The organism is Agromyces sp. NPDC060279, assembly GCF_042726785.1.
GTDB lineage: Bacteria > Actinomycetota > Actinomycetes > Actinomycetales > Microbacteriaceae > Agromyces.
The window spans coordinates 1-19,358 of the sequence record NZ_JBHXBK010000003.1 but is presented as its reverse complement, the minus strand read 5'-3'; the positions used below and the strand labels follow the sequence as shown (position 1 = coordinate 19,358).

The following is a 19,358-nucleotide window of genomic DNA, read 5'->3' as shown; positions in this document are numbered from 1 at the left end:
CCGCGGGCGGACCGGGTCGGTTAGCCTCGACCGGTGCCCGCCACCCCGCGCTTCGACCACGACCCCCACGACCGCTACGGCAGCGATGTGCTCGCCGGCGATTGGAAGGCCAGGGGGCGCACGACGATCCCCGAGGTCGCGGCCGAGCGCGAGCTCGTCGTCGAGCTCGCGGAGTCGGGCTTCTGCGGCGCGATCCTCGGCGTCGAGCAGGGCAACGTGGTGCTCGAGGACCGCTTCGGCGGCCGCCGGCTGTTCCCGCTCGGGCACGGCTTCCTCCTCGACGGGCGCCCGGTCCGCCTCGTCGCGCCGAAGCCGAAGGCGCCCGCCGGGAGGCTCCGCACCGCCTCGGGCTCCTTCGTCGCCGAGGCGGCGCCCGCGAAGGTGGCGCTACCGAGCCGCATCTTCGTCGAGGGACGCCACGACGCCGAGCTCGTGGAGAAGATCTGGGGCGCCGACCTCCGCGTCGAGGGCGTCGTCGTGGAGTACCTCGAGGGCGTCGACGTGCTCGCCGACACGCTCGCGGAGTTCCGGCCCGGCCCGAAGCGCAAGGTCGGCGTGCTCGTCGATCACCTCGTGCCGGGGTCCAAGGAGCAGCGCATCGCGGATGCCGTCGCCCGCGGGCCGCACGGCGCGCACGTGCTCGTCGTCGGGCACCCCTACATCGACATCTGGCAGGCGGTGAAGCCGCAGCGGCTCGGCGTCGAGGCGTGGCCGGTCATCCCCCGTGGCACGGAGTGGAAGCACGGCATCTGCGCGGCCTTCGGCTGGCCGCACGCCGAGCAGGCCGACATCGCCCGCGCCTGGCAGCACATCCTCGGTCGGGTGCGCGGCTACGGCGACCTGGAGCCCGCGCTGCTGGGCCGGGTCGAGGAGCTGATCGACTTCGTGACGGCGCCGTAACCGGTTCCCGTTCCGCTCCCAGCGCCTGGCGTCCGTTCCTGGCGCCCGTTCAGACCGAGAAGCCGCCGTCGCTGTGGATCAGCTGCCCGCTCACCCAGCGTCCGTCCTCGGAGACGAGGAAGCGGACGAGGCGCGCGGCGTCCTCCGGCGTGCCGAGCCGGCCGCTCGGCTGTTCCGCGGTGAGTGCGGTGCGGGTCGCATCGTCCATCCAGCCGGTGTCGACCGGGCCGGGGTTCACGAGGTTCGCACGGATGCCGAGGCCGCCGAGCTCGCGGGCCGCGGCGATCACGATGCGGTTGAGGGCGCCCTTGCTCGCGCCGTAGGGCAGGTTGCCGACCGTGTGGTCGCTCGTGAGGGCGACGACGCTGCCGCCGCCGGTCGGGACCTGTTCCGCGACGGCGCGGATGAGCAGCCAGGCGGCCCGGGTGTTCACCGCGAAGTGCCGGTCGAAGCTCTCGAGCGAGGTGTCCAGCAGGCCGGAGTCGACGCTGTACGCGTGCGACAGCACGAGCGCGGACACGGGGCCGAGCTGCGCGCCGACCTCGGCGACGAGCCGTGCCGGCGCGGCCGGGTCGGCGAGATCGGCATCGAGCCGCAGGGTGCGGCCGCCGTGCGCGAGGAGCTCCGTCTCGAGCAGGACCGGGTCGCGATCGGGGTCGCCCCCGTAGGGCATCTCGCGGTCGCGCTCGGCCGAGCTCGTCACCGCCACGTCCCAGCCGTGCGCGGCGAGACCGACCGCGATGGCGTGCGCGATGCCATTGCGGCGACCGGCTCCGGTGACGAGGGCGACGGGCATGCGGTTCCTCCCTGCGGCCGCGGTCCGAGCTCGGCCGACGCGCGCCGCCATGGCGGTGGCACGAGTCGCCACGTTAGCCGATCGTGGTGCCGAAGGCGAGGCCGAGCACGTAGGTCACGGCGGCGGCGCCGAGGCCGATCGCGAGCTGGCGCACGGCCCGCTTGAGCGGCGAGGCCCCAGACAGCAGCCCGACGGTCGCGCCGGTCGCGAGGAGGGCGATGCCGACGAGCACGGTGGCGAGGAGCACCGCGGGCAGGCCGGTCATGCCGAAGAGGTACGGCAAAACCGGGATGAGCGCCCCGGAGGCGAAGAAGCAGAAGCTCGAGAGCGCCGCGGACAACCCGGTGCCCACCGCCTCGTCGTCGTGCTCGGCGACACCGAGGGCGTCGGTCGGGGTCGGCTGCTGCTCGACGGCGTGGACGCGGGCGACGACGAGGGCGGCGTGCTCGGCGGCCTCGGCCGGGTCCATGCCCCGCGCGCGGTAGACGAGCGCGAGCTCGTTGGCGTCGATGTCGAGGTCGGGCAGCGCCTCGCGCGCGGTCGGGTCGGGCGCGGATGCCTCGAGCAGCTCGCGTTGCGAACGCACCGAGACGTATTCGCCCGCGCCCATCGAGAGCGCGCCGGCGAGGAGCCCGGCGATGCCGGTGAACAGCACGACCGGCGCGGGTACCCCGGTGGCGCCGATGCCGAGCACGAGCGCGAGGTTGGAGACGAGTCCGTCGTTCGCGCCGAAGACGGCGGCGCGGAAGGTGCCGGCGAGACGCCGGCGGCCGCGCGCGGCCAGACCGCGGACGACTTCGCCGTGGATCCGCTCGTCGGCGGCCATCGCCGCGGTCGCGTCGGGATCGTTCGCGTACGGCGAGCGGGCCTCGGCACGCTGGGCGAGCGCGAGCACGAAGATGGAGCCGAAGCGGCGGGCGAGCCCGCCGAGCAGGCGGGTGCGGATGTCCGCCCGGGGCACGCCGCGTTCGTCGCCGCCGAGGAGCGCCAGCCAGTGCGCCTCGTGACGGCCCTCGGCAGCGGCGAGGGCGAGCAGGATCTCCCGCTCCTCGCCCTCACGGCGGGCGGCCAGCTCACGGTAGACCGCGGCCTCGGCGCGTTCGTCGGCGAGGTAGCGGCGCCACCTGGCTCGATCCGCTGCGGTGCCCTGCGGCGTGGTCATGCTGCTCCTTCTCGCGGGCGCGTCGACGGCATCGGCCCGCGCCATCGCGTGGGCCGCGCTCGCGGCCTCAGCCAAGCTACCGGGGTGGCCGGTCGAAATGGCCCGAAACGGCGGGATTCGCAGCATTTCGGATCCCCGAACGTCCTTCGGTCCGCCGAAGCATCCTCGGTCGGCGGCAGCCGCCACCGGCGCGACTCAGCCGACGAGGTGCTGCCAGCCGTCGCCGGCGGCGTACTCGAAGATGAGGTTCGTCTCGGTGTGGGCGACGGCGGGGTGCCCCGTGAGGTGGGCGAGCACGAACTCGCGCAGCTCCTCGGCGTCGCGTGCGGCGACGTGCAGCAGGTAGTCCTCGGCGCCGGCCATGTGGAAGACGGCGAGCACGCCGGGCAGGTGCGGCACGGCCTGGCGGAAGGCGTCGATCTCGTTGCGGTCGTGCTTCACCAGACGGACGGCGATGAGCGCCTGCAGGGAGACGCCGACGGCGGCGAGATCGACGTCGACGCGGAAGCTGCGGATGATGCCGAGGCTCTGCAGTCGGCGGAGCCGGAGCGAGACGGTCGACTCGGCGACCCCGACCTCGGCGGCCAGCGCGGCGCCCGAGGCGCGGGCGTTCGACGAGAGCGCGGCGATCAGCGCCCGGTCGACGCGATCGAGTTCGGCTTTCTGCGCCATGGCTCGTCCTCTCCGGATGTTTCTCGACGAATCTGCGATGAATCGTACCAGTACGCCGGAATCTGCGGCAGATATTGCCTAATTCTGCAGATCCTGCTTCATTGGCGGAATGCAGACCTCGACTTCGCGCTTCGAGACTCGCGCGGTGCACGCCGGCATGGACGGCGTTCGCGAGCTCGGCTCCCATGTTCCTCCCATCGACCTCTCCACGACGAATCCGCTGGCCTCGGTCGAACTCGGCGGCCGCTCGTACGAGGAACTCGCCGGCGGCCAGGACCTCGGCGACGATCGCTCGGCGGTGTACCAGCGGCTCTGGCAGCCCGGAGTGGCCCGCTTCGAGACCGCCCTCGCCGAACTCGAGGGGGCCGACGGCGCCGTCGCCTTCGCGAGCGGGATGGCGGCGCTCTCGGCGCTGCTCATCGCGAGCGCGAGCGCGGGTCGGCCGCACATCGTGGCGGTCCGCCCGCTCTACGGCGGGACCGACCACGTGCTCGACACCGGGCTGCTCGGCACCGAGGTGAGCTGGGCGGCCGCCGATGAGGTGGCCGACGCGGTCCGGGCCGACACCGGACTCGTCGTCGTCGAGTCCCCGGCCAACCCGACGCTCGAGCTCGTCGACCTCGCCGCGCTCGCCCGGTCCGCGGGCGACGTGCCCCTCCTCGTCGACAACACCTTCGCGACGCCCGTGCTGCAGCGCCCCATCGAGCACGGCGCCGCGCTCGTGCTGCACAGCGCCACGAAGTACCTCGGCGGGCACGGCGACGTCATGGGCGGGGTCGTCGCGGGCGACCGCGAGTGGGTGGAACGGCTGCGCCGGGTGCGCGCCCTCACGGGCGGACTGCTGCATCCCTTCGCGGCCTATCTGCTGCACCGCGGGCTCCGCACGCTGCCGGTGCGGGTGCGCGCCCAGCAGGCCACCGCGGGCGAGCTCGCGCAGCGCCTCGCCGCGCACCCGGCCGTCGCCGCCGTGCACTACCCGGGCCTGCCCGGCCAAGACCCGCAGGGGCTCATCGGGCGTCAGCAAGCGGGCGCCGGTTCGATCATCGCGCTCGACCTCGAGGGCGGCTACGGGGCGGCGCAGCGCTTCGTGGAGGCGTGCGAGCTCGTCACGCACGCCGTCTCGCTCGGCGGGGTGGACTCGCTCGTGCAGCATCCGGCCTCGCTCACGCATCGGCCGGTGGCCGGTGAGGCGAAGCCTGCCGCGGGCGTCGTGCGCCTCTCGATCGGCCTTGAGCACGTCGACGACCTCGCCGGTGACCTGCTGCGGGCGCTCGACGCGGCGGCGCGCTCCGAGGCGGGTCGCGTCGAGCTCGGGATGGAGCCCGAGCGACGGGCGTTCGCGACGGCCGCCGCCGACTGAGCGGCGGTGCCGTCAGCGCGAGCCGAGCCGTTTGCGCAGGAACTCGATGCGCGCCTGGAGCTGCGTCACCGTCGCCTGCGCGACCGCGGGGCCGCCGCAGATGCGCCGCAGCTCGGAGTGCACCTGCGAGTGCGGCTCGCCCGTCTGACGTGCCCAGAGCCCGACGAGGCTGTTCAGCAGCGCCCGCTGCTCTTTCAGCGTGCGGTAGAGGGCGACGGGTTCGGCGTGCTGCTCGTCGGCGACGGTGTGCTTGCGGCGGTCGCTCGCACGGCGCGCCTGCCGTGCCTGGCGGTGGCGGAGCAGTTCGGACACCTGCTCCGGTTCGAGGAGGCCCGGGATGCCGATGAAGTCGAACTCCTCATCGCTGCCGGGCTCGGCGAGCGTGCCGAACTCGGTGCCGTCGTAGACGACGCGGTCGAACGTGGCGTCGGAGGCGATCGCCTGCCAGGTGAACTCGGCGGAGAGCTCGTCGGACGCCTTCTCCTCGCGGTTCGCCGCCTCGAGCAGCCCGTCGTCCAGCCCGGGATCGTCGGCCCCGTCGCCGTCGCGTCGGTCGAGCGCGTGGTCGCGCTGGCGTTCGAGCTCGCTCGCCAGCGCCATCAGCACCGGCACGTTCGGCAGGAACACCGAGGCGGTCTCGCCGCGGCGCCGGGCGCGTACGAAGCGGCCGATGGCCTGTGCGAAGAACAGCGGCGTCGAGGAGCTCGTCGCGTACACGCCGACCGCCAGGCGCGGCACGTCGACCCCCTCCGACACCATGCGCACCGCGACCATCCACCGGCTCGTCGACGCCGAGAACGCCTCGATGTTGGCCGAGGCCTCCTTGTCGTCGGAGAGCACGACGGTGACCCGCTCGCCGCAGATCTGCTCGAGCTGCTGCGCATAGGCGCGGGCCACGGTCTGGTCGGTCGCGAGCACGAGCCCGCCGGCGTCGGGGATCGACTGGCGCACCTCGCTCAGGCGCCGGTCGGCGGCCTTCAGCACGGCGGGGATCCACTCCCCGCTCGGTTCGAGGGCGGTGCGCCAGGCGGCGGAGGTGATGTCCTTCGTGTTGTCCTCGCCGAGCCGCGCCTCCATCTCGTCGCCGGCCTTCGTGCGCCAGCGCATGTGCCCCGCGTAGACCATGAAGATGACGGGGCGCACGACGCCGTCGGCGAGCGCCCGGTCGTAGCCGTAGGCGTAGTCGGTCTTCGAGACCCGGATGCCCTTCGCGTCGGGCGCGTACTCGACGAACGGGATCGGCGCGGTGTCGCTGCGGAACGGCGTGCCGGTGAGGGAGAGCCGCTTCGTGGCGGGCTCGAACGCCTCGCGGATGGCGTCGCCCCAGGACAGGGTGTCGCCGCCGTGATGCACCTCGTCGAGGATGATGAGGCTGCGGCCCGAGAGCGTGAGCTCGCGGTGCAGGGCGGGCCGCATCGCGACCTGCGCGTACGTCACGGCGACGCCGTGGAAGTGCCGGGCCGAGCGGCCGTGCGCATTGCGGAAGCCGGGATCGAGGCGGATGCCGACGCGGTCGGCGGCGTCGGCCCACTGCCGTTTCAGGTGGTCGGTGGGCGCCACGACGGTGATGCGGTCGATGACGCGCCGGGCGCGCAGCTCGGCCGCGAGCCGGAGCGCGAAGGTCGTCTTGCCGGCGCCGGGCGTGGCCGCGGCGAGGAAGTCCCTGGGCAGCTCCTCGAGGTAGCGCTCGAGGGCCTCGGCCTGCCAGGCACGCAGCTTGGAAGCGGTGCCCCAGGCGGCGCGCTCGGGATAGGACGGGGACAGGTGCTCGGCGGCCGAGGTGCCCGGGTGGGCGCCGTTCGGAATCACTGAGCTCATGAGGATATGAGGTTACCCGAGGCATCCGACACGGGCGAAGCCGGATCGCCGACCGGGCGTGGCGCGCCGCCGAGCGGGCGCGCGCCGCCCTGCGGCATGTGCAGAATGGAGGAATGCCAGTCGGAGCACAGCCCAACGAATCCGCGGAGCCCGCGCTCTCCGAGCCGCGTCACCCCTGGTCGCGCTACGTCGCCCTGGGCGACTCCTTCACCGAGGGCATCGGCGACCCGGAGCCGACCGTGCCCGGCGGGCACCGCGGCTGGGCGGACCGCGTCGCCGAGGTGCTCGCGCAGGGCGACGACGACTTCGCCTACGCGAACCTCGCCATCCGCGGGCGGCTCATCCAGCAGATCATCGACGAGCAGATCGAGCCCGCGCTCGCGCTCCGGCCCGACCTGATCACGATCTCGGCCGGCGGCAACGACGTCATCCGCCCGGGCACCGACCCCGACGAGATCTCGGCGCGCTTCGAGTACGCCGTCGAACGGCTCTCCCGCGACCGGGCCACCATCGTGCTGTTCACCGGCGTCGACGTCGGTTTCTCCCCCGTGTTCCGCGGCATCCGCGGCAAGGTCGCGATCTACAACGAGAACCTCCGCGCAATCGCGGCCAAGCACGATCTGCTCGTCGCCGATCAGTGGGCGCTCACCGAGATCCAGGATCAGCGCATGTGGGCGCCCGACCGGCTGCACCTGAACCCGCTCGGCCACCACACGGTCGCGCGCATGGTGCTCGCGACGCTCAACGTCGACAACGACCTCGAGCCGTCGACGCCCGAGCCGCTGCCGGCCCGCAGCTGGCGCGAGGCGCGCGTGGGCGACCTGGCCTGGGCGCGGGAGTACCTCGTGCCGTGGGTCGTGCGACGCATCCGCCACCAGTCCTCCGGCGACTTCGTCACGGCCAAGCGGCCGGATGCCGGTCCCTACGCCGCCTCGGAGCTCCGCGAGGAGCGCTGAGCGGCGCGCGGCTCAGCCGCGTCCGGCGGTCGCCGGGGCGTCGAGCGCACCCGGGTTGCCGAGCCGCCACCAGGCGCCGGGATCCTCGAGGGAGGCATCGAGCCGCAGCGGAACGCCGATCGTGCGGGTGCCGGCGGTCACGGTCGCGTTGCCGACCTCGCTGCCGTCGTCCGCAGTCGTGATGCTGGCGGCGTCGACCTCGACGGCGACGGGAGTGTCGCTCCACACGACCAGGCGGGCGGCCTCGCTCGCCTCGGCGTGCGCGGTCTGTCCCCACGGGGTGACGTAGCTGGCGAGCTCGGCGCCCTCGTCGAAGACGGTCACCTCGCGGAAGCCGGGTGCGACGCTGTCGAGGAGCGCCGCGACCGCCTCGCGCAGGCTCGCGTGGTCCGGCGCGCCGAGCAGCACGCCGACGATCGTGACCGACTCCTCCCCGACCTGGACGTCGGCGGAGAAGAGGAGGTTGGCCGCATCGTCGGTCGTGCCGGTCTTGATGCCGTCCACGCCGTGGGTGCCGAGCAGCTTGTTCGAGTTCTCGATGGGGCCGAGCGACGGCAGCTCGACCTCCTGGGTCGCGACGATCGCCGCGACGACCGGATTCTCGAGCGCGAGCTCGCCGAGCCGCACGAGCTCGGCCGGCGTGCTCGTGTTGTCGAGCGAGAGCCCGCTCGAGTCGGCGATGACCGTGTGCTGGAAGCCGTGATCGGCGAGCCAGCTCCTGGCGCGGTCGAGGAAGGCCTCCTGCGAGCCGAAGGCCCAGTTCGAGATGGAGATCGCGTAATTGTTGCCGGACGGCAGCAGCATCGCCTCGAGGCTCTGCACCAGGCTCAGCGAGATGCCCGGCTCCACGGGCGCGACGGAGCCGTTCTGGGCGATCATGTCCCAGTACAGCTCGACGTCGGCCTCCGTGTAGGCGAGCTCGGGGCCGCTCTCCCCCGCCGCGACCGGGTGCTCGTCGAGCACGACGAGCGCGGTGATGATCTTGGTGATGCTCGCCGTCGGCAGGGCGGCGTCGGCGGAACCGGTCGCGAGCAGGCCGTCGAACCCGACCGCGCCGACCGCGTAGCCGCCGAATCCGGGCAGCACCAGCTGCTGCGCCGCCTGGGCGACGGGCTGCGGCGCCGTGACGACCGGGGCCGCGGCCGGGATCGGCGCGCCGAGCGCCCGCCCGACGTACACGCCGCCCGACACGAGCAGCGCGAGCACGATCGCGAGCGCGCCGAACACGACGAACCGGCGACGGCGGTACATCCGTGCCCTGGCCTCGCGGGCCTCCGCGGCGGGATCGCCGTGCGCCTCGGCGGGGTCGGCGACGGAGCGGCGCGGGCGCGCGGCGTCGTGCTCGGCCTCGCGGCCGGGGGCTTCGGTCGTCATCGAGTGCGAGCCTAGCCGCCGGAGCCGTGCTCGGGCTGGAGATCGGTCAGCGCGTACAGCACCACTGCGGCCGCCGCGGCGACGTTTAGTGAGTCCACCTCGTGCAGCATCGGGATCGTCACGATGCGGTCGGCCGCGGACAGCGCCCGGCGGCTCAGCCCGTCGCCCTCGGCGCCGAAGACGAGCGCGAGCCGCTCCGGGGGCGCCTTCGCGAGCGTGCGCAGCGAGACGGCGTCGTCGGCGAGGGCGAGCGCGGCGATCTCGAAGCCGTGCTCGTGCAGTAACGGTGCGGCCTCGTCCCAGTCGGGCAGCCGGGTCCACGGCACCTGGAACACCGTGCCCATGCTGACCCGCACGCTCCGGCGGTAGAGCGGGTCGGCGCAGCGCGGGCTCACGAGCACGGCGTCCGCGCCGAGCCCGGCGACGGAGCGGAAGATCGCGCCGACATTGGTGTGATCGACGATGTCCTCGAGCACGACGACGCGCCGGGCGTCCCGCAGCAGTTCGGCCGGGTCCGGCAGTTCCGGCCGCTCGAACGCGGCGAGGGCCCCGCGGTGCACGCGGTAGCCCGTGATCGCTTCGAGCTGGGCCGCGTCGGCGAGGTGCACCGGCACGTCGTAGGCCGCGAGGAGCGGCTCGAGCCCGGGAAGCCATTTCTCCTCCAGCAGCACGGAGCGCGGGCGGTGCCCGGCCGCGAGCGCGCGGGCGATGACCTTGGCGGATTCGGCCAGGTAGATGCCGCGCTCAGGCTCCCTCGCGCTGCGCAGCGCGACGTCCGTGAGATCGGCGTAGTCGGCGACGGCGTCGGATGCCGCGTCGCGCACTCGTTCGACGTGCAATGGTCCTCCCTGCCCCAAGCCTGCCACCCCAGGAAACAAACTGGAAAAGCGCGGTGTTTAGCATCGTGGTACTCGTCCCGTGAACGCCGTCGATTGGAGCCGTGTGAGCACCAGCACTGCAGAGCCCGCCGTGGCCGGCCTGGACCGCGCCATCGACGTGCTCGGCGCGGGCAGGATCGCGGTCCTCACCGGCGCCGGCGTCAGCACCGACTCGGGCATCCCCGACTACCGGGGCGAGGGGGCGCCGCGGCGCTCGCCGATGACGTTCCAGACCTTCGTCGGGTCCGAGCCGGCGCGCAAGCGCTACTGGGCGGGCAGCCACCTGGGCTGGCGCTCCTTCGGCTCGGCCCGGCCGAACGGCGGGCACCGCGCGCTCGCCCGGCTGGAAGCCTCCGGCGCGGCGACCGGCGTCGTCACGCAGAACGTCGACGGGCTGCACCGGCGCGCGGGCAGCCGCCGGGTCGTCGAGCTGCACGGCGGCATGGACCGGGTCGTCTGCCTCGCCTGCGGGCAGCTCTTCGCGCGCGAGGCGATCGCCGAACGGCTCACCGCGCTGAACCCGGGCCTCGAGCCCGAGCTCGAGCGGGCGCTCCGCACGAACCCCGACGGCGACGTGGAGGTCGACGACGTCGCGGGCATGCGCATCCCCGAGTGCTCCGTCTGCGGCGGCATGCTGAAGCCGGACGTGGTGTTCTTCGGCGAGTTCGTGCCGGTCGAGACGTTCCGCTCGGCGGCGGGCGTCGTCGAGGCGGCCGACTCCCTGCTCGTCGCCGGCAGCTCCCTCGTGGTGAACTCCGGCATCCGCCTCATCGAGCTCGCCCGACGGCGGCACCTGCCGATCGTGGTCATCAACCGCGGCGAGACGAAGGGCGACGGCCGCGCGGCAGTGAAGCTCGACGCGGGCACGACCGAGACGCTGACGGCCATCGCGGACGCCCTCGGTGCGTGAGTGCGGTGCGTGAGTCCGGTGCGTGAGTTCGCCGGCGCATCTGCGAGCATGGTCTGATGACCGAGCTCAGCAGGATGCCGCTTGCGCCCGTCACGATCGCGCTCGTGCGGCACGGCGAGACCGACTGGAACCGCGAGCGGCGCATCCAGGGCCTCACCGACATCCCGCTGAACGACACGGGGCGTCGCCAGGCCGCCGAGGCGGCCGACTCGCTCGGCGATCAGTCGTGGGACGCGATCTACGCGAGCCCGCTCTCCCGGGCGGCGGAGACGGCGTCGATCATGGCGGAGCGGCTCGGGCTGCCTGCGCCGGTGCACGTTCCCGAGCTTGTCGAACGCCGGCACGGCGCGCTTGAGGGCCTCGACCCCGAGGGGCGGGCGGCGCTCGAGGCATCCGCCGCGAGCATCGACGGGCTCGAGTCTCGCTCCGCGGTCATCGAACGCAGCTCGGCGGCGCTCCTCGCGCTCGCCGAACGGCACCCCGGTGGACAGGTGCTCGCGGTGGCGCACGGCGGCGTCATCCACTCGCTCATCCTGCACTTGAGCGACTGGACGCTCCCGGCGCCCGGCTACCGCATCGACAACGGTTCGGTGCACCTCGTGCGCGTCGTCGACGGCGCGCTCGAGCTCGTCGAGCCCGAGCGGCTCACTGGCACCGCGGACTGAGCGGTGTTCAGCGGCGCCGGGTGCGGCGGCCGCCCTGTTCGGCGACCGTGCGCTGCATGAGTTCGAGCAGCCGCTCCGCGGACGCGGCCCAGGTGTAGCCCGCCGCCCGTTCGACTGCGAGCTCCGAGCGTCGCGCCCACTCCTCGTCGCGTTCGAGCGCGCGGACCGCGCGGACGAGATCATCGGGGTCGGCCGGGTCGAAGTACTCGGCGGCGTCGCCGCCGATCTCCCGGAAGATGGGGATGTCGCTCACCACGATGGGCGTGCCGAGGCGCATCGCCTCGACGAGCGGGATGCCGAACCCTTCCGCGCGCGAGGCGTGCACGAGCGCCGTCGCGTTCGAGAGCAGCTCGGCGTACTCCTCGTCGCTCGCCCCGTCGTGGAACACGATCCTCGCATCGGGGGCGAGCCTGGTGAGCCGGCGACGCTCGTCGTCGCTGATCCGGCTCATCAGGTGCAGCTCGTGGTCGGGCAGCTTCGCCGCGGCCCGCACGAGCGTGTCCACGCCCTTGTACGGCATGAACGAGCCCATGTAGACGAGCCGGCCGCGGGCCGGTCGCGGCCGTGGGAGCTCCGGTCGGCCGAGGTCGTCGGAGGCGTTCGGCACGACCGTGACCTCGCGCTTGGTCAGCCGGTGCTCAGCGATGAGCCCCGCCGTGGTCTCGGACACCGTCACGACGCGGTCGGCCCGGTTCAGCAGCACCCGCTGCGGCCACCAGGCGAGATGGTAGAGCCGCCAGAGCAGCCGCACCGGCCACGGCAGATTGCGCGGCGGGGTGCGGTTCTCGTAGTAGATGAGGTCGTGCAGCGTGAGCAGCAGCCGGTAGTCGCGGCCGAACGAACCCATCGTCTGCATCGGCGAGAAGACGATATCGGGCTTCAGCCGCTTGACCTGCAGGGCGACGAACGGCTCGAGCGGGCTCGTGGGCCCGCTCACGAGCTGCCAGGGCAGCTCGGGCAGGAGTTCGAGCTGGCGGTGGTCGTTGATCAGCATCGTGACGGGATGGCGCTTGCCGAGCTCGCCGACGAGGCCGGCGGTGAACCGGCTGATGCCGTCATGCTGCCCGATGCGGGTGTACCTGCAGTCGAAGACGATCCTCACGCGGCCGCTCCGTGCGGCACGAACCCGAGGATGCGGCGCGCGGCGTCGCCCGGCGCCTCGTAGTGGATGAGGTGGCCCACCTCGGGGATGACCTCGAGGCGCGCGTCGGGGAAGCGCTGGACGAGCACGTGCTGAGCCGACAGGGGGGTGATGTCGTCGCGCTCGGCCGCGATGAGCAGCACGGGGACGTCGATCTGCGGCGCGAACTCGCGCACGTCGTGGCTCACCGAGGCCCGGAACGCCTCGAGCAGGCTGTCGCGGTCGCTGAACGCCGAGAAGTAGCGGTCGTGCTGGTCGTGGATGAATCGGCGGAGCTCGCGCGAACGGGTCTTCGCCATGGTCACACTCATCACCCGCACGATCGCTCGGTTCTTCAGCACCGCGAAGCCGGCTCGCTCGGGAAGCGCGGCGGCCGCCCGGTAGTAGGCGACGGCGAGCCGCGTCATGACGCCCCGGGGGCCTTCGAGCGCGGGAGCCCCGATCGGGTTCACCAGCACGAGGCGCTCGGGGCGGAGCCCGCCGGCGACCGTGGCGGACGCCACGATCGAACCGAAGGAGTGGCCGAGCAGCGTGTATGCGCCGTCGAGCTCCAGCGAGGCGACGAAGGCGTCGAGCCATGCGGCGTAGCCGGCGATGTCGTGCGGTCCGTCGAGCGGCGCGGACTCGCCGAAGCCCGGGAGGTCGGGCGAGACGATGCGGAAGCCCGGCAGGTTCGCGACGATCGGCTCGAGCCCGTGGTGGTCGCCGCGGAAGCCGTGCACGAGCACGATCACGGGTGCGCCGGGCTCGCCGTACTCCCACCAGGCCGTCGTCGAACCGAGCACCGTGGTGCGGTGTTCGCGCACGGGGATGCGTTCGAGCTGGGCGGCGTAGGGTGAGGGGGTCATCCGCTCCAGTCTACGGCGCGGCAGCCCGGAGCTGTCGGACGCCGCACGTAGGGTGACGGCATGATCGATGCCACCGCCGACTGGGCCGACACCCTCGCCGTCTTCGACCTCGAGACCACGGGCATCGACATCGACACCTGTCGCATCGTGACCGCCTACGTCGGCGTGCTCGATCGCGAGGGCCGCGTCGTCGAACAGCGCAGCTGGCTCGCCGACCCCGGGGTGGAGATTCCCACCGCAGCGAGCCTCATCCACGGCGTCTCGACCGAGCGCGCCAGGGCCGAAGGCCTGCCGGCCGCGCGCGTCGTCGCCGAGATCGTCGCGGCGCTCGCCGATGCCGCGGGTCGCGGACTCCCGATCGTCGCCTACAACGCCGCCTACGATCTCTCCGTGCTCTCGCGCGAGGCCGAGCGCTACGGAGTCGTTCCACTCCCCGGCCCCGGCCCGGTGGTCGACCCGCTCGTCATCGACAAGGCGGTCGATCGCTACCGTCGCGGCAAGCGCACGCTGACCGCGGCCGCCGCGCACTACGGGGTCGAGCTCGTCGACGCGCACGACGCCGGCGCCGATGCCGCCGCGGCGGGCCGGGTGGCGCAGGCGATCGCCCGGGCGTTCCCCGAGGTCGCGGCCCTGGCTGCGGCCGAACTGCACGAGCGGCAGATCGAGTGGGCGCGCCTCCAGGCCGAGAGCTACCAGGACTGGCGCCGGCGCAACGGCGAGCCCGAGTTCGTCGCCGTGGGGGCCTGGCCGCTGCGCTGAGCCCTGGCCGCTGCGCTGAGCCCTGGCCGCTGCGCTGAGCACGGGCCGCATCGGCTCCCCCGGGCCATCCGGTCCTGCAACGCCGAACGGGCGGGCGACCCGAAGGTCGCCCGCCCGTTCTCGCGACGGTGCTCGTCGCGGTGGTCTTACTTGGAGCCGCCGAAGCCCTTGAAGCGCTGGTTGAACTTCTCGACACGGCCGGCCGAGTCCATGATGCGCTGCTTGCCCGTGTAGAACGGGTGCGACTCGCTCGAGATCTCGACGTCGATGACCGGGTAGGTGGCACCGTCGAGCTCGATCGTCTTGTCGCTCGTCGCGGTCGAACGCGTGAGGAACGTGGCGCCGGACGCCAGGTCGCGGAAGACGATGGCGTTGTACTCGGGGTGGATGTCGGTCTTCATGAAGACTTCCTTGATCAGTAATCGAGATGGATGGGGATTCCGCCGCCGTGGCCGACCGCTCGCTTGGCGCAGTACGGCGGCAGGGAAGCTCAGTGGCCCTCGGGCCAGCTCACGAGTTTAGCAGATGCAGCGGTCTGCCGCCCTCAGGCGGTCGCCCGCGCGGCGAAGCGGCCGTCGTTCTCGCTCAGCTCGATCGGCAGGCCGAAGGTCTCGCTCAGCGTGTCGGCGGTCAGCGCCTCGGCGAACGGGCCCGATGCGACGACTTCGCCCTGCTTGAGCAGGAGGGCGTGCGTGAAGCCCTGCGGGATCTCTTCGACGTGGTGGGTGACCATGACGATGGCGGGCGAGGAGGCCGAGGACGCGTAGCCGCCGAGGAGCCCGACGAGCTCCTCGCGGGCGCCGAGGTCGAGGCTCGCGGCCGGCTCGTCGAGCAGCAGGAGCTCCGGGTCGGTCATGACGGCGCGCGCGATCTGCACGCGCTTCTGCTCGCCGTCGGAGAGGCTGCCGAAGCGGCGGTCGGCGAAGCGCTCGAGGCCCCACTCGGAGAGCACCCGCTGCGCGCGACGGAGGTCGATCTCCTCGTACTCCTCGTTCCAGCGGCCCGCGACCGAGTAGGCGGCGGTGAGGACGACGTCGAGGACCGTCTCGGACTTCGGCAGCTTGCGCGCCATCGCGGAGGAGGCGAAGCCGATCATCGGGCGGAGCTCGAAGACGTCGACCTTGCCGAGCGACTCGAGCAGCACTTCGGCCTCGCCCGAGCTCGGGTGCATCGCGGCCGCGGCGATCTGCAGCAGGGTGGTCTTGCCGGCGCCGTTCGGGCCGAGCACCACCCAGCGCTCATCGGCCCTGACCGTCCAGTCGATCCCGTCGAGGATGGTGTTCCCATCGCGGACCACCGACACATCGCTGAACTTCAGAACCGTGCTCGCCATGCGGTCCATGCTATCGGCAGCCGGGAGCCTCGACGGCCCACGCCCGAAGCGGCGCAGCGGGCCCCGTCAGCGGCTGAGTGCCGCGCGGTACACCTCGCGCGTGCGATCAGCGATGGCGGCCCAGCCGAAGTGCGCCTCGGCCCGATCCCGCCCGGCCGCGCCGAGCCGGCGTGCGCCGTCGGGATCGGCGAGCACGCGCTCGAGCGCAGCGGCGAGATCCGCGACGTAGCGCTCGGGGTCGAGCGGCGTGCCGGTGCCGTCATCGGCCTGCTCGATCGGCACGAGCACGCCGGTGACGCCGTCCTCGACGACCTCCGGGATGCCGCCCGTCGCCGTGCCGACGACGGCCGCACCGCACGCCATCGCCTCGAGGTTGACGATGCCGAGCGGCTCGTAGATCGACGGGCAGACGAAGGCCGTGGCCGCGGTGAGCACCGCTGTGAGTTCTGACCGCGGCAGGTGCCGGTCGATCCAGACCACGCCGTCGCGCTCGCGACGGAGCTCCTCGACGAGCCCGGTGACCTCGGCCATGATCTCCGGGGTGTCCGGGGCGCCGGCGCAGAGCACGAGCTGGGCGTCGGCGGGCAGTCGCCGCGCGGCGCGCAGCAGGTACGGCAGCCCCTTCTGCCGCGTGATCCGGCCGACGAACACGATCGACGGGCGGTCGGGATCGACGCCGAGCGAGCGCACGAGCGCGGCGTCGTCGTTCGGGGCCCAATCGACGAGATCGATGCCGTTGTAGACGACCTCGACCCGGGCCGGGTCGATCGCGGGGTACGCGCGGAGGATGTCTCGGCGCATCCCCTCGCTGACCGCGATCACGGCGTCGGCGTCCTCGAACGCGGTGCGCTCGACCCACGAGGACAGGGCGTATCCGCCGCCGAGCTGCTCGGCCTTCCACGGCCGGAGCGGCTCGAGGCTGTGCGCGGTGACGACGTGCGGGACGCCGTGCAAGCGCTTCGCGGTGAAGCCCGCGAAGTTCGCGTACCAGGTGTGCGAGTGCACGAGGTCGGTGCCCGCGACGTCGCCGGCCATGAGCAGGTCGACGCCCATGGTGCCGAGTGCGGCATTGCGGCCGTCGAACTCGGCCGGCGGCGCGTACGCGAAGGTGCCGGGTTCCTCCCTGGGTGCGCCGAAGCAGCGGACTCGGACCTCGAGGTCGCGGCGGAGCGCCCGGACGAGCTCCGCGACGTGCACGCCGGCGCCTCCGTAGACCTCCGGCGGGTACTCCCTGGTGAGCAGATCGACCAGCATGCGGCCACGCTAGCGCAGCGCGGCGAGCCCGCGCTGGACTCGGATCGACTCGGAGGGGACGAATCCGTCTCTCGCTCGTTACGCTGGGGACCATGGTTGCGCGCAAGGTCTTCGCGATCGTCCTCGCCGGCGGCGAGGGCAAGCGATTGATGCCCCTGACCGAGGACCGTGCGAAGCCGGCCGTGCCGTTCGGCGGGCAGTACCGGCTCATCGACTTCGCGCTCTCCAACCTGCTGAACTCGGGGCTGCGCCAGATCGTCGTGCTCACCCAGTACAAGTCGCACAGCCTCGACCGCCATGTCTCGCAGACCTGGCGGCTGAGCGGGCTGCTGAACTCCTACGTGGCCTCGGTGCCCGCCCAGCAGCGGCTCGGCAAGCGCTGGTTCTCCGGCTCCGCCGACGCCATCCTGCAGAGCCTGAACCTGATTCACGACGAGCGTCCCGACCTCATCGTCGTCGTCGGCGCCGATCACGTGTACCGCATGGACTTCGCGCAGATGGTCGACGCCCACGTCGAGTCCGGCGCCGCCGCGACCGTCGCGGCCATCCGCCAGCCGATCTCGCTCGCCGACCAGTTCGGCGTCATCGAGGTCGACGCCGAGCGGCCCGACCGCATCTCGCGCTTCCTCGAGAAGCCGACCCACCCGGTCGGCTTGCCCGACGCCCCCGGTTCGGTGCTCGCCTCGATGGGCAACTACGTCTTCGACGCCGACGCGCTCATCGATGCGGTGAAGCGCGACGGCGACCGCGCCGATTCCGGACACGACATGGGCGGCGACATCATCCCGGCCTTCGTCGAGGAGGGGCGCGCCGGCGTCTACGATCTGCAGCGCAACGACGTTCCCGGCGCCACCGACCGCGACCGCTACTACTGGCGCGACGTCGGAACCATCGACTCGTACTTCGAGGCGCACCAGGACCTCATCTCGGTGCTGCCCGTGTTCAACCTCTACAACCGGGAGTGGCCGATCTTCAGCCAGCAGCTCAACTCGCCTCCGGCGAAGTTCACGAGGGACGCCCGTGGCGCCCTCGGCACCGTCATCGACTCGATCGTCTCGCTCGGCTCGGTCATCTCCGGCGCGCACCTCGAACGCAGTGTCATCGGGCCGTGGGCGATGGTCGGCTCCGGCGCGCACGTGGCCGACTCGATCCTCTTCGACCGGGCCCGCATCGAGGGCGGCGCCACCGTGCGCCGGGCCATCCTCGACAAGGAGGTCGTCGTCGAGGAGGGCGCGCAGGTCGGCATCGACCGGCAGCAGGACCTCGCACGCGGCTTCATCGTGACCGACAGCGGCATCACCGTCGTGGGCAAGGGCTCGCGCATCCGGGCCCGCGCGTGAGCGCCGCGTCCTCGGCCGCCGCGGGCGGCCCGCTCGTCGTGCTCGACGCGGACTCGACTCTCATCCGCGAGGAGGCGATCGAGCTGCTCGCCGAGGAGGCGGGAACGCTCGCGCACGTCGCGGCCGTCACCGAACGGGCGATGCGCGGTGAGCTCGACTTCGCGGAGAGCCTGCGCGAGCGGGTGGCGACGCTCGCCGGGCTGGATGCCTCGATCCTCCCCCGCGTGCGGGAGCGGATGACCCCGACGCCGGGACTCGAGCGCCTCATCGCTGGCGTGCACGCCGCGGGCGGGCGCATCGGGGTGGTCTCGGGCGGCTTCCACGAGCTCCTCGATCCCCTCGCCGAACGGCTTGGCCTCGACCATTGCCGGGCGAATCGGCTGGAGATCGACGGCGGGCGCTTCACCGGGCGCGTGCTCGGTCCGATCATCGACGCGGAGGCGAAGGCCGTCGCGCTCGCCGAATGGGCCGCGGCCGGGGGCATCCCGATCGCCCGGACCATCGCGGCCGGCGACGGCGCGAACGATCTGCGCATGCTCGAGACCGCGGCGCTCGGCGTCGCGTTCTGCGCGAAGCCGGTCGTGCGCAGCCGCGCCGATGTCGTCATCGATCGCCCGGACCTCTCCCAGCTGCTCCCCCTCGCCGGGCTCGCCGACCTCGGGTAGCGGCTGCTCGTTGCCGCGTCGCGGGGCTCGCCTCGGCGCGGCCGTCGTGCCGTGCGCTGATCGGACGCGTGACGCGCGCGTTGGCGTGCCTGCGTGGCCGTCTCCGTCGTGGCCGGGGCCTGTTCACTCTGCCTGCCGTGCTGCCCTGCGTGCGCGGCGGTGCCTGCGGGGGTGCGGTGCCCGCGGACGCCGCTAGAAGGGTGCGGGTTCGGGGTAGCGCTGGGGCTCTTGGTGGCGCTCTGGGGTGTGTTGGGGTGGGAGTTGGTGTTGGGGGGTGGTGGTGGCGGTGTGGCCGGTGGGGGTGTGCCAGGTGATGGTGCCGTCGGGTGCTTTGGTGACCTGGAATTTGGTGTGGTGTTTGAGGGTGTGGTCGGTGCGGCAGGTGGGGGCGAGGTTGGTGGTGTTGGTGGGGCCGCCGGTTGCCCAGGGGTGGAGGTGGTCGAGGTCGCTGTGGTGGGCGGGGCGGGTGCAGCCGGGTCGGGTGCAGGTGCCGTAGTGGTGGGTGAGCCAGCGGCGTTGTGCGGTGG

At 72.8% G+C, this 19,358-nt stretch carries 20 protein-coding genes; 8 read left to right on the top strand and 12 right to left on the bottom strand.

Annotated features, from left to right (window positions below):
• Nucleotides 1-33 precede the first annotated feature (33 nt).
• Nucleotides 34-900 carry a DUF3097 domain-containing protein gene (locus tag ACFWE1_RS11160; protein ID WP_376933523.1) on the top strand — a complete coding sequence of 289 codons (867 nt, stop codon included), beginning with the start codon at nt 34-36 and terminating at the stop codon, nt 898-900.
• Nucleotides 901-949: 49 nt separating this feature from the next.
• On the opposite strand, the gene ACFWE1_RS11155 is transcribed toward ACFWE1_RS11160, so the two are convergent.
• The 3 genes from ACFWE1_RS11155 to ACFWE1_RS11145 all read right to left on the bottom strand — a co-directional run bounded on the left by ACFWE1_RS11155 (nt 950) and on the right by ACFWE1_RS11145 (nt 3,530).
• Nucleotides 950-1,696: an SDR family oxidoreductase gene (locus ACFWE1_RS11155; protein ID WP_376933522.1), complete on the bottom strand. Its 747-nt coding sequence runs from the start codon at nt 1,694-1,696 to the stop codon at nt 950-952.
• A 73-nt stretch (nt 1,697-1,769) separates the two neighbouring features.
• Nucleotides 1,770-2,858: a VIT1/CCC1 family protein gene (locus ACFWE1_RS11150; RefSeq protein WP_376933521.1), complete on the bottom strand. Its 1,089-nt coding sequence runs from the start codon at nt 2,856-2,858 to the stop codon at nt 1,770-1,772.
• Nucleotides 2,859-3,053: 195 nt separating this feature from the next.
• Entirely contained in the window at nt 3,054-3,530 is a 477-nt protein-coding gene (locus tag ACFWE1_RS11145; protein WP_376933520.1) for an Lrp/AsnC family transcriptional regulator, read from the bottom strand.
• A gap of 109 nt (nt 3,531-3,639) precedes the next feature.
• On the opposite strand from ACFWE1_RS11145, the gene ACFWE1_RS11140 reads away from it, so the two are divergent.
• Nucleotides 3,640-4,890: a trans-sulfuration enzyme family protein gene (locus ACFWE1_RS11140; RefSeq protein ID WP_376933519.1), complete on the top strand. Its 1,251-nt coding sequence runs from the start codon at nt 3,640-3,642 to the stop codon at nt 4,888-4,890.
• Between the two features lie 12 nt (nt 4,891-4,902).
• Here ACFWE1_RS11140 and ACFWE1_RS11135 read toward each other — a convergent pair whose 3' ends face one another.
• Nucleotides 4,903-6,708 carry a DEAD/DEAH box helicase gene (locus ACFWE1_RS11135; protein ID WP_376933518.1) on the bottom strand — a complete coding sequence of 602 codons (1,806 nt, stop codon included), beginning with the start codon at nt 6,706-6,708 and terminating at the stop codon, nt 4,903-4,905.
• 113 nt (nt 6,709-6,821) lie between these two features.
• Here ACFWE1_RS11135 and ACFWE1_RS11130 point away from each other — a divergent pair, with 113 nt between their 5' ends.
• A complete protein-coding gene (locus ACFWE1_RS11130; protein WP_376933517.1) occupies nt 6,822-7,664 on the top strand; it encodes an SGNH/GDSL hydrolase family protein in 843 nt (280 codons plus the stop codon).
• Nucleotides 7,665-7,676: 12 nt separating this feature from the next.
• On the opposite strand, the gene ACFWE1_RS11125 is transcribed toward ACFWE1_RS11130, so the two are convergent.
• Together ACFWE1_RS11125 and ACFWE1_RS11120 are read right to left on the bottom strand one after the other, a co-directional pair.
• Nucleotides 7,677-9,038: a D-alanyl-D-alanine carboxypeptidase family protein gene (locus ACFWE1_RS11125; protein WP_376933516.1), complete on the bottom strand. Its 1,362-nt coding sequence runs from the start codon at nt 9,036-9,038 to the stop codon at nt 7,677-7,679.
• Between the two features lie 11 nt (nt 9,039-9,049).
• Nucleotides 9,050-9,877 carry a TrmH family RNA methyltransferase gene (locus ACFWE1_RS11120; protein WP_376933515.1) on the bottom strand — a complete coding sequence of 276 codons (828 nt, stop codon included), beginning with the start codon at nt 9,875-9,877 and terminating at the stop codon, nt 9,050-9,052.
• A gap of 103 nt (nt 9,878-9,980) precedes the next feature.
• On the opposite strand from ACFWE1_RS11120, the gene ACFWE1_RS11115 reads away from it, so the two are divergent.
• Both ACFWE1_RS11115 and ACFWE1_RS11110 read left to right on the top strand, forming a co-directional pair.
• Nucleotides 9,981-10,826, top strand: coding sequence for a Sir2 family NAD-dependent protein deacetylase (locus tag ACFWE1_RS11115; protein ID WP_376933514.1), 846 nt, complete (start codon nt 9,981-9,983; stop codon nt 10,824-10,826).
• 56 nt (nt 10,827-10,882) lie between these two features.
• Nucleotides 10,883-11,491, top strand: a complete 609-nt coding sequence (locus ACFWE1_RS11110) for a histidine phosphatase family protein (protein ID WP_376933513.1) — start codon at nt 10,883-10,885, stop codon at nt 11,489-11,491.
• A 7-nt stretch (nt 11,492-11,498) separates the two neighbouring features.
• On the opposite strand, the gene ACFWE1_RS11105 is transcribed toward ACFWE1_RS11110, so the two are convergent.
• A complete protein-coding gene (locus tag ACFWE1_RS11105; RefSeq protein ID WP_376933512.1) occupies nt 11,499-12,593 on the bottom strand; it encodes a glycosyltransferase family 4 protein in 1,095 nt (364 codons plus the stop codon).
• On the bottom strand, nt 12,590-13,480 hold the full coding sequence (locus ACFWE1_RS11100) for an alpha/beta fold hydrolase (RefSeq protein ID WP_376933511.1): 891 nt from the start codon (nt 13,478-13,480) through the stop codon (nt 12,590-12,592). The genes ACFWE1_RS11105 and ACFWE1_RS11100 overlap by 4 nt, the downstream gene beginning before the upstream one ends.
• A 60-nt stretch (nt 13,481-13,540) precedes the next feature.
• On the opposite strand from ACFWE1_RS11100, the gene ACFWE1_RS11095 reads away from it, so the two are divergent.
• Entirely contained in the window at nt 13,541-14,239 is a 699-nt protein-coding gene (locus ACFWE1_RS11095; protein ID WP_376933510.1) for an exonuclease domain-containing protein, read from the top strand.
• A 146-nt stretch (nt 14,240-14,385) separates the two neighbouring features.
• On the opposite strand, the gene ACFWE1_RS11090 is transcribed toward ACFWE1_RS11095, so the two are convergent.
• The 3 genes from ACFWE1_RS11090 to glgA all read right to left on the bottom strand — a co-directional run bounded on the left by ACFWE1_RS11090 (nt 14,386) and on the right by glgA (nt 16,826).
• Nucleotides 14,386-14,640 carry a type B 50S ribosomal protein L31 gene (locus tag ACFWE1_RS11090; RefSeq protein ID WP_243568340.1) on the bottom strand — a complete coding sequence of 85 codons (255 nt, stop codon included), beginning with the start codon at nt 14,638-14,640 and terminating at the stop codon, nt 14,386-14,388.
• A 143-nt stretch (nt 14,641-14,783) separates the two neighbouring features.
• Nucleotides 14,784-15,572: an ABC transporter ATP-binding protein gene (locus tag ACFWE1_RS11085; RefSeq protein WP_243568339.1), complete on the bottom strand. Its 789-nt coding sequence runs from the start codon at nt 15,570-15,572 to the stop codon at nt 14,784-14,786.
• 66 nt (nt 15,573-15,638) lie between these two features.
• Complete coding sequence (gene glgA, locus ACFWE1_RS11080) at nt 15,639-16,826, bottom strand: glycogen synthase (RefSeq protein ID WP_376933509.1); 1,188 nt, start codon at nt 16,824-16,826, stop codon at nt 15,639-15,641.
• 92 nt (nt 16,827-16,918) lie between these two features.
• Between glgA and glgC the strand changes: the two genes are divergently transcribed.
• Nucleotides 16,919-18,166: a glucose-1-phosphate adenylyltransferase gene (gene glgC / locus ACFWE1_RS11075; protein WP_243568337.1), complete on the top strand. Its 1,248-nt coding sequence runs from the start codon at nt 16,919-16,921 to the stop codon at nt 18,164-18,166.
• A complete protein-coding gene (gene serB, locus ACFWE1_RS11070; RefSeq protein ID WP_376933508.1) occupies nt 18,163-18,831 on the top strand; it encodes a phosphoserine phosphatase SerB in 669 nt (222 codons plus the stop codon). Before glgC ends, serB begins: the two co-directional genes overlap by 4 nt.
• A gap of 192 nt (nt 18,832-19,023) precedes the next feature.
• Here serB and ACFWE1_RS11065 read toward each other — a convergent pair.
• Nucleotides 19,024-19,358, bottom strand: a 335-nt coding sequence (locus tag ACFWE1_RS11065) for an HNH endonuclease signature motif containing protein (RefSeq protein ID WP_376933507.1), incomplete at its 5' end; no start/stop codon positions are given.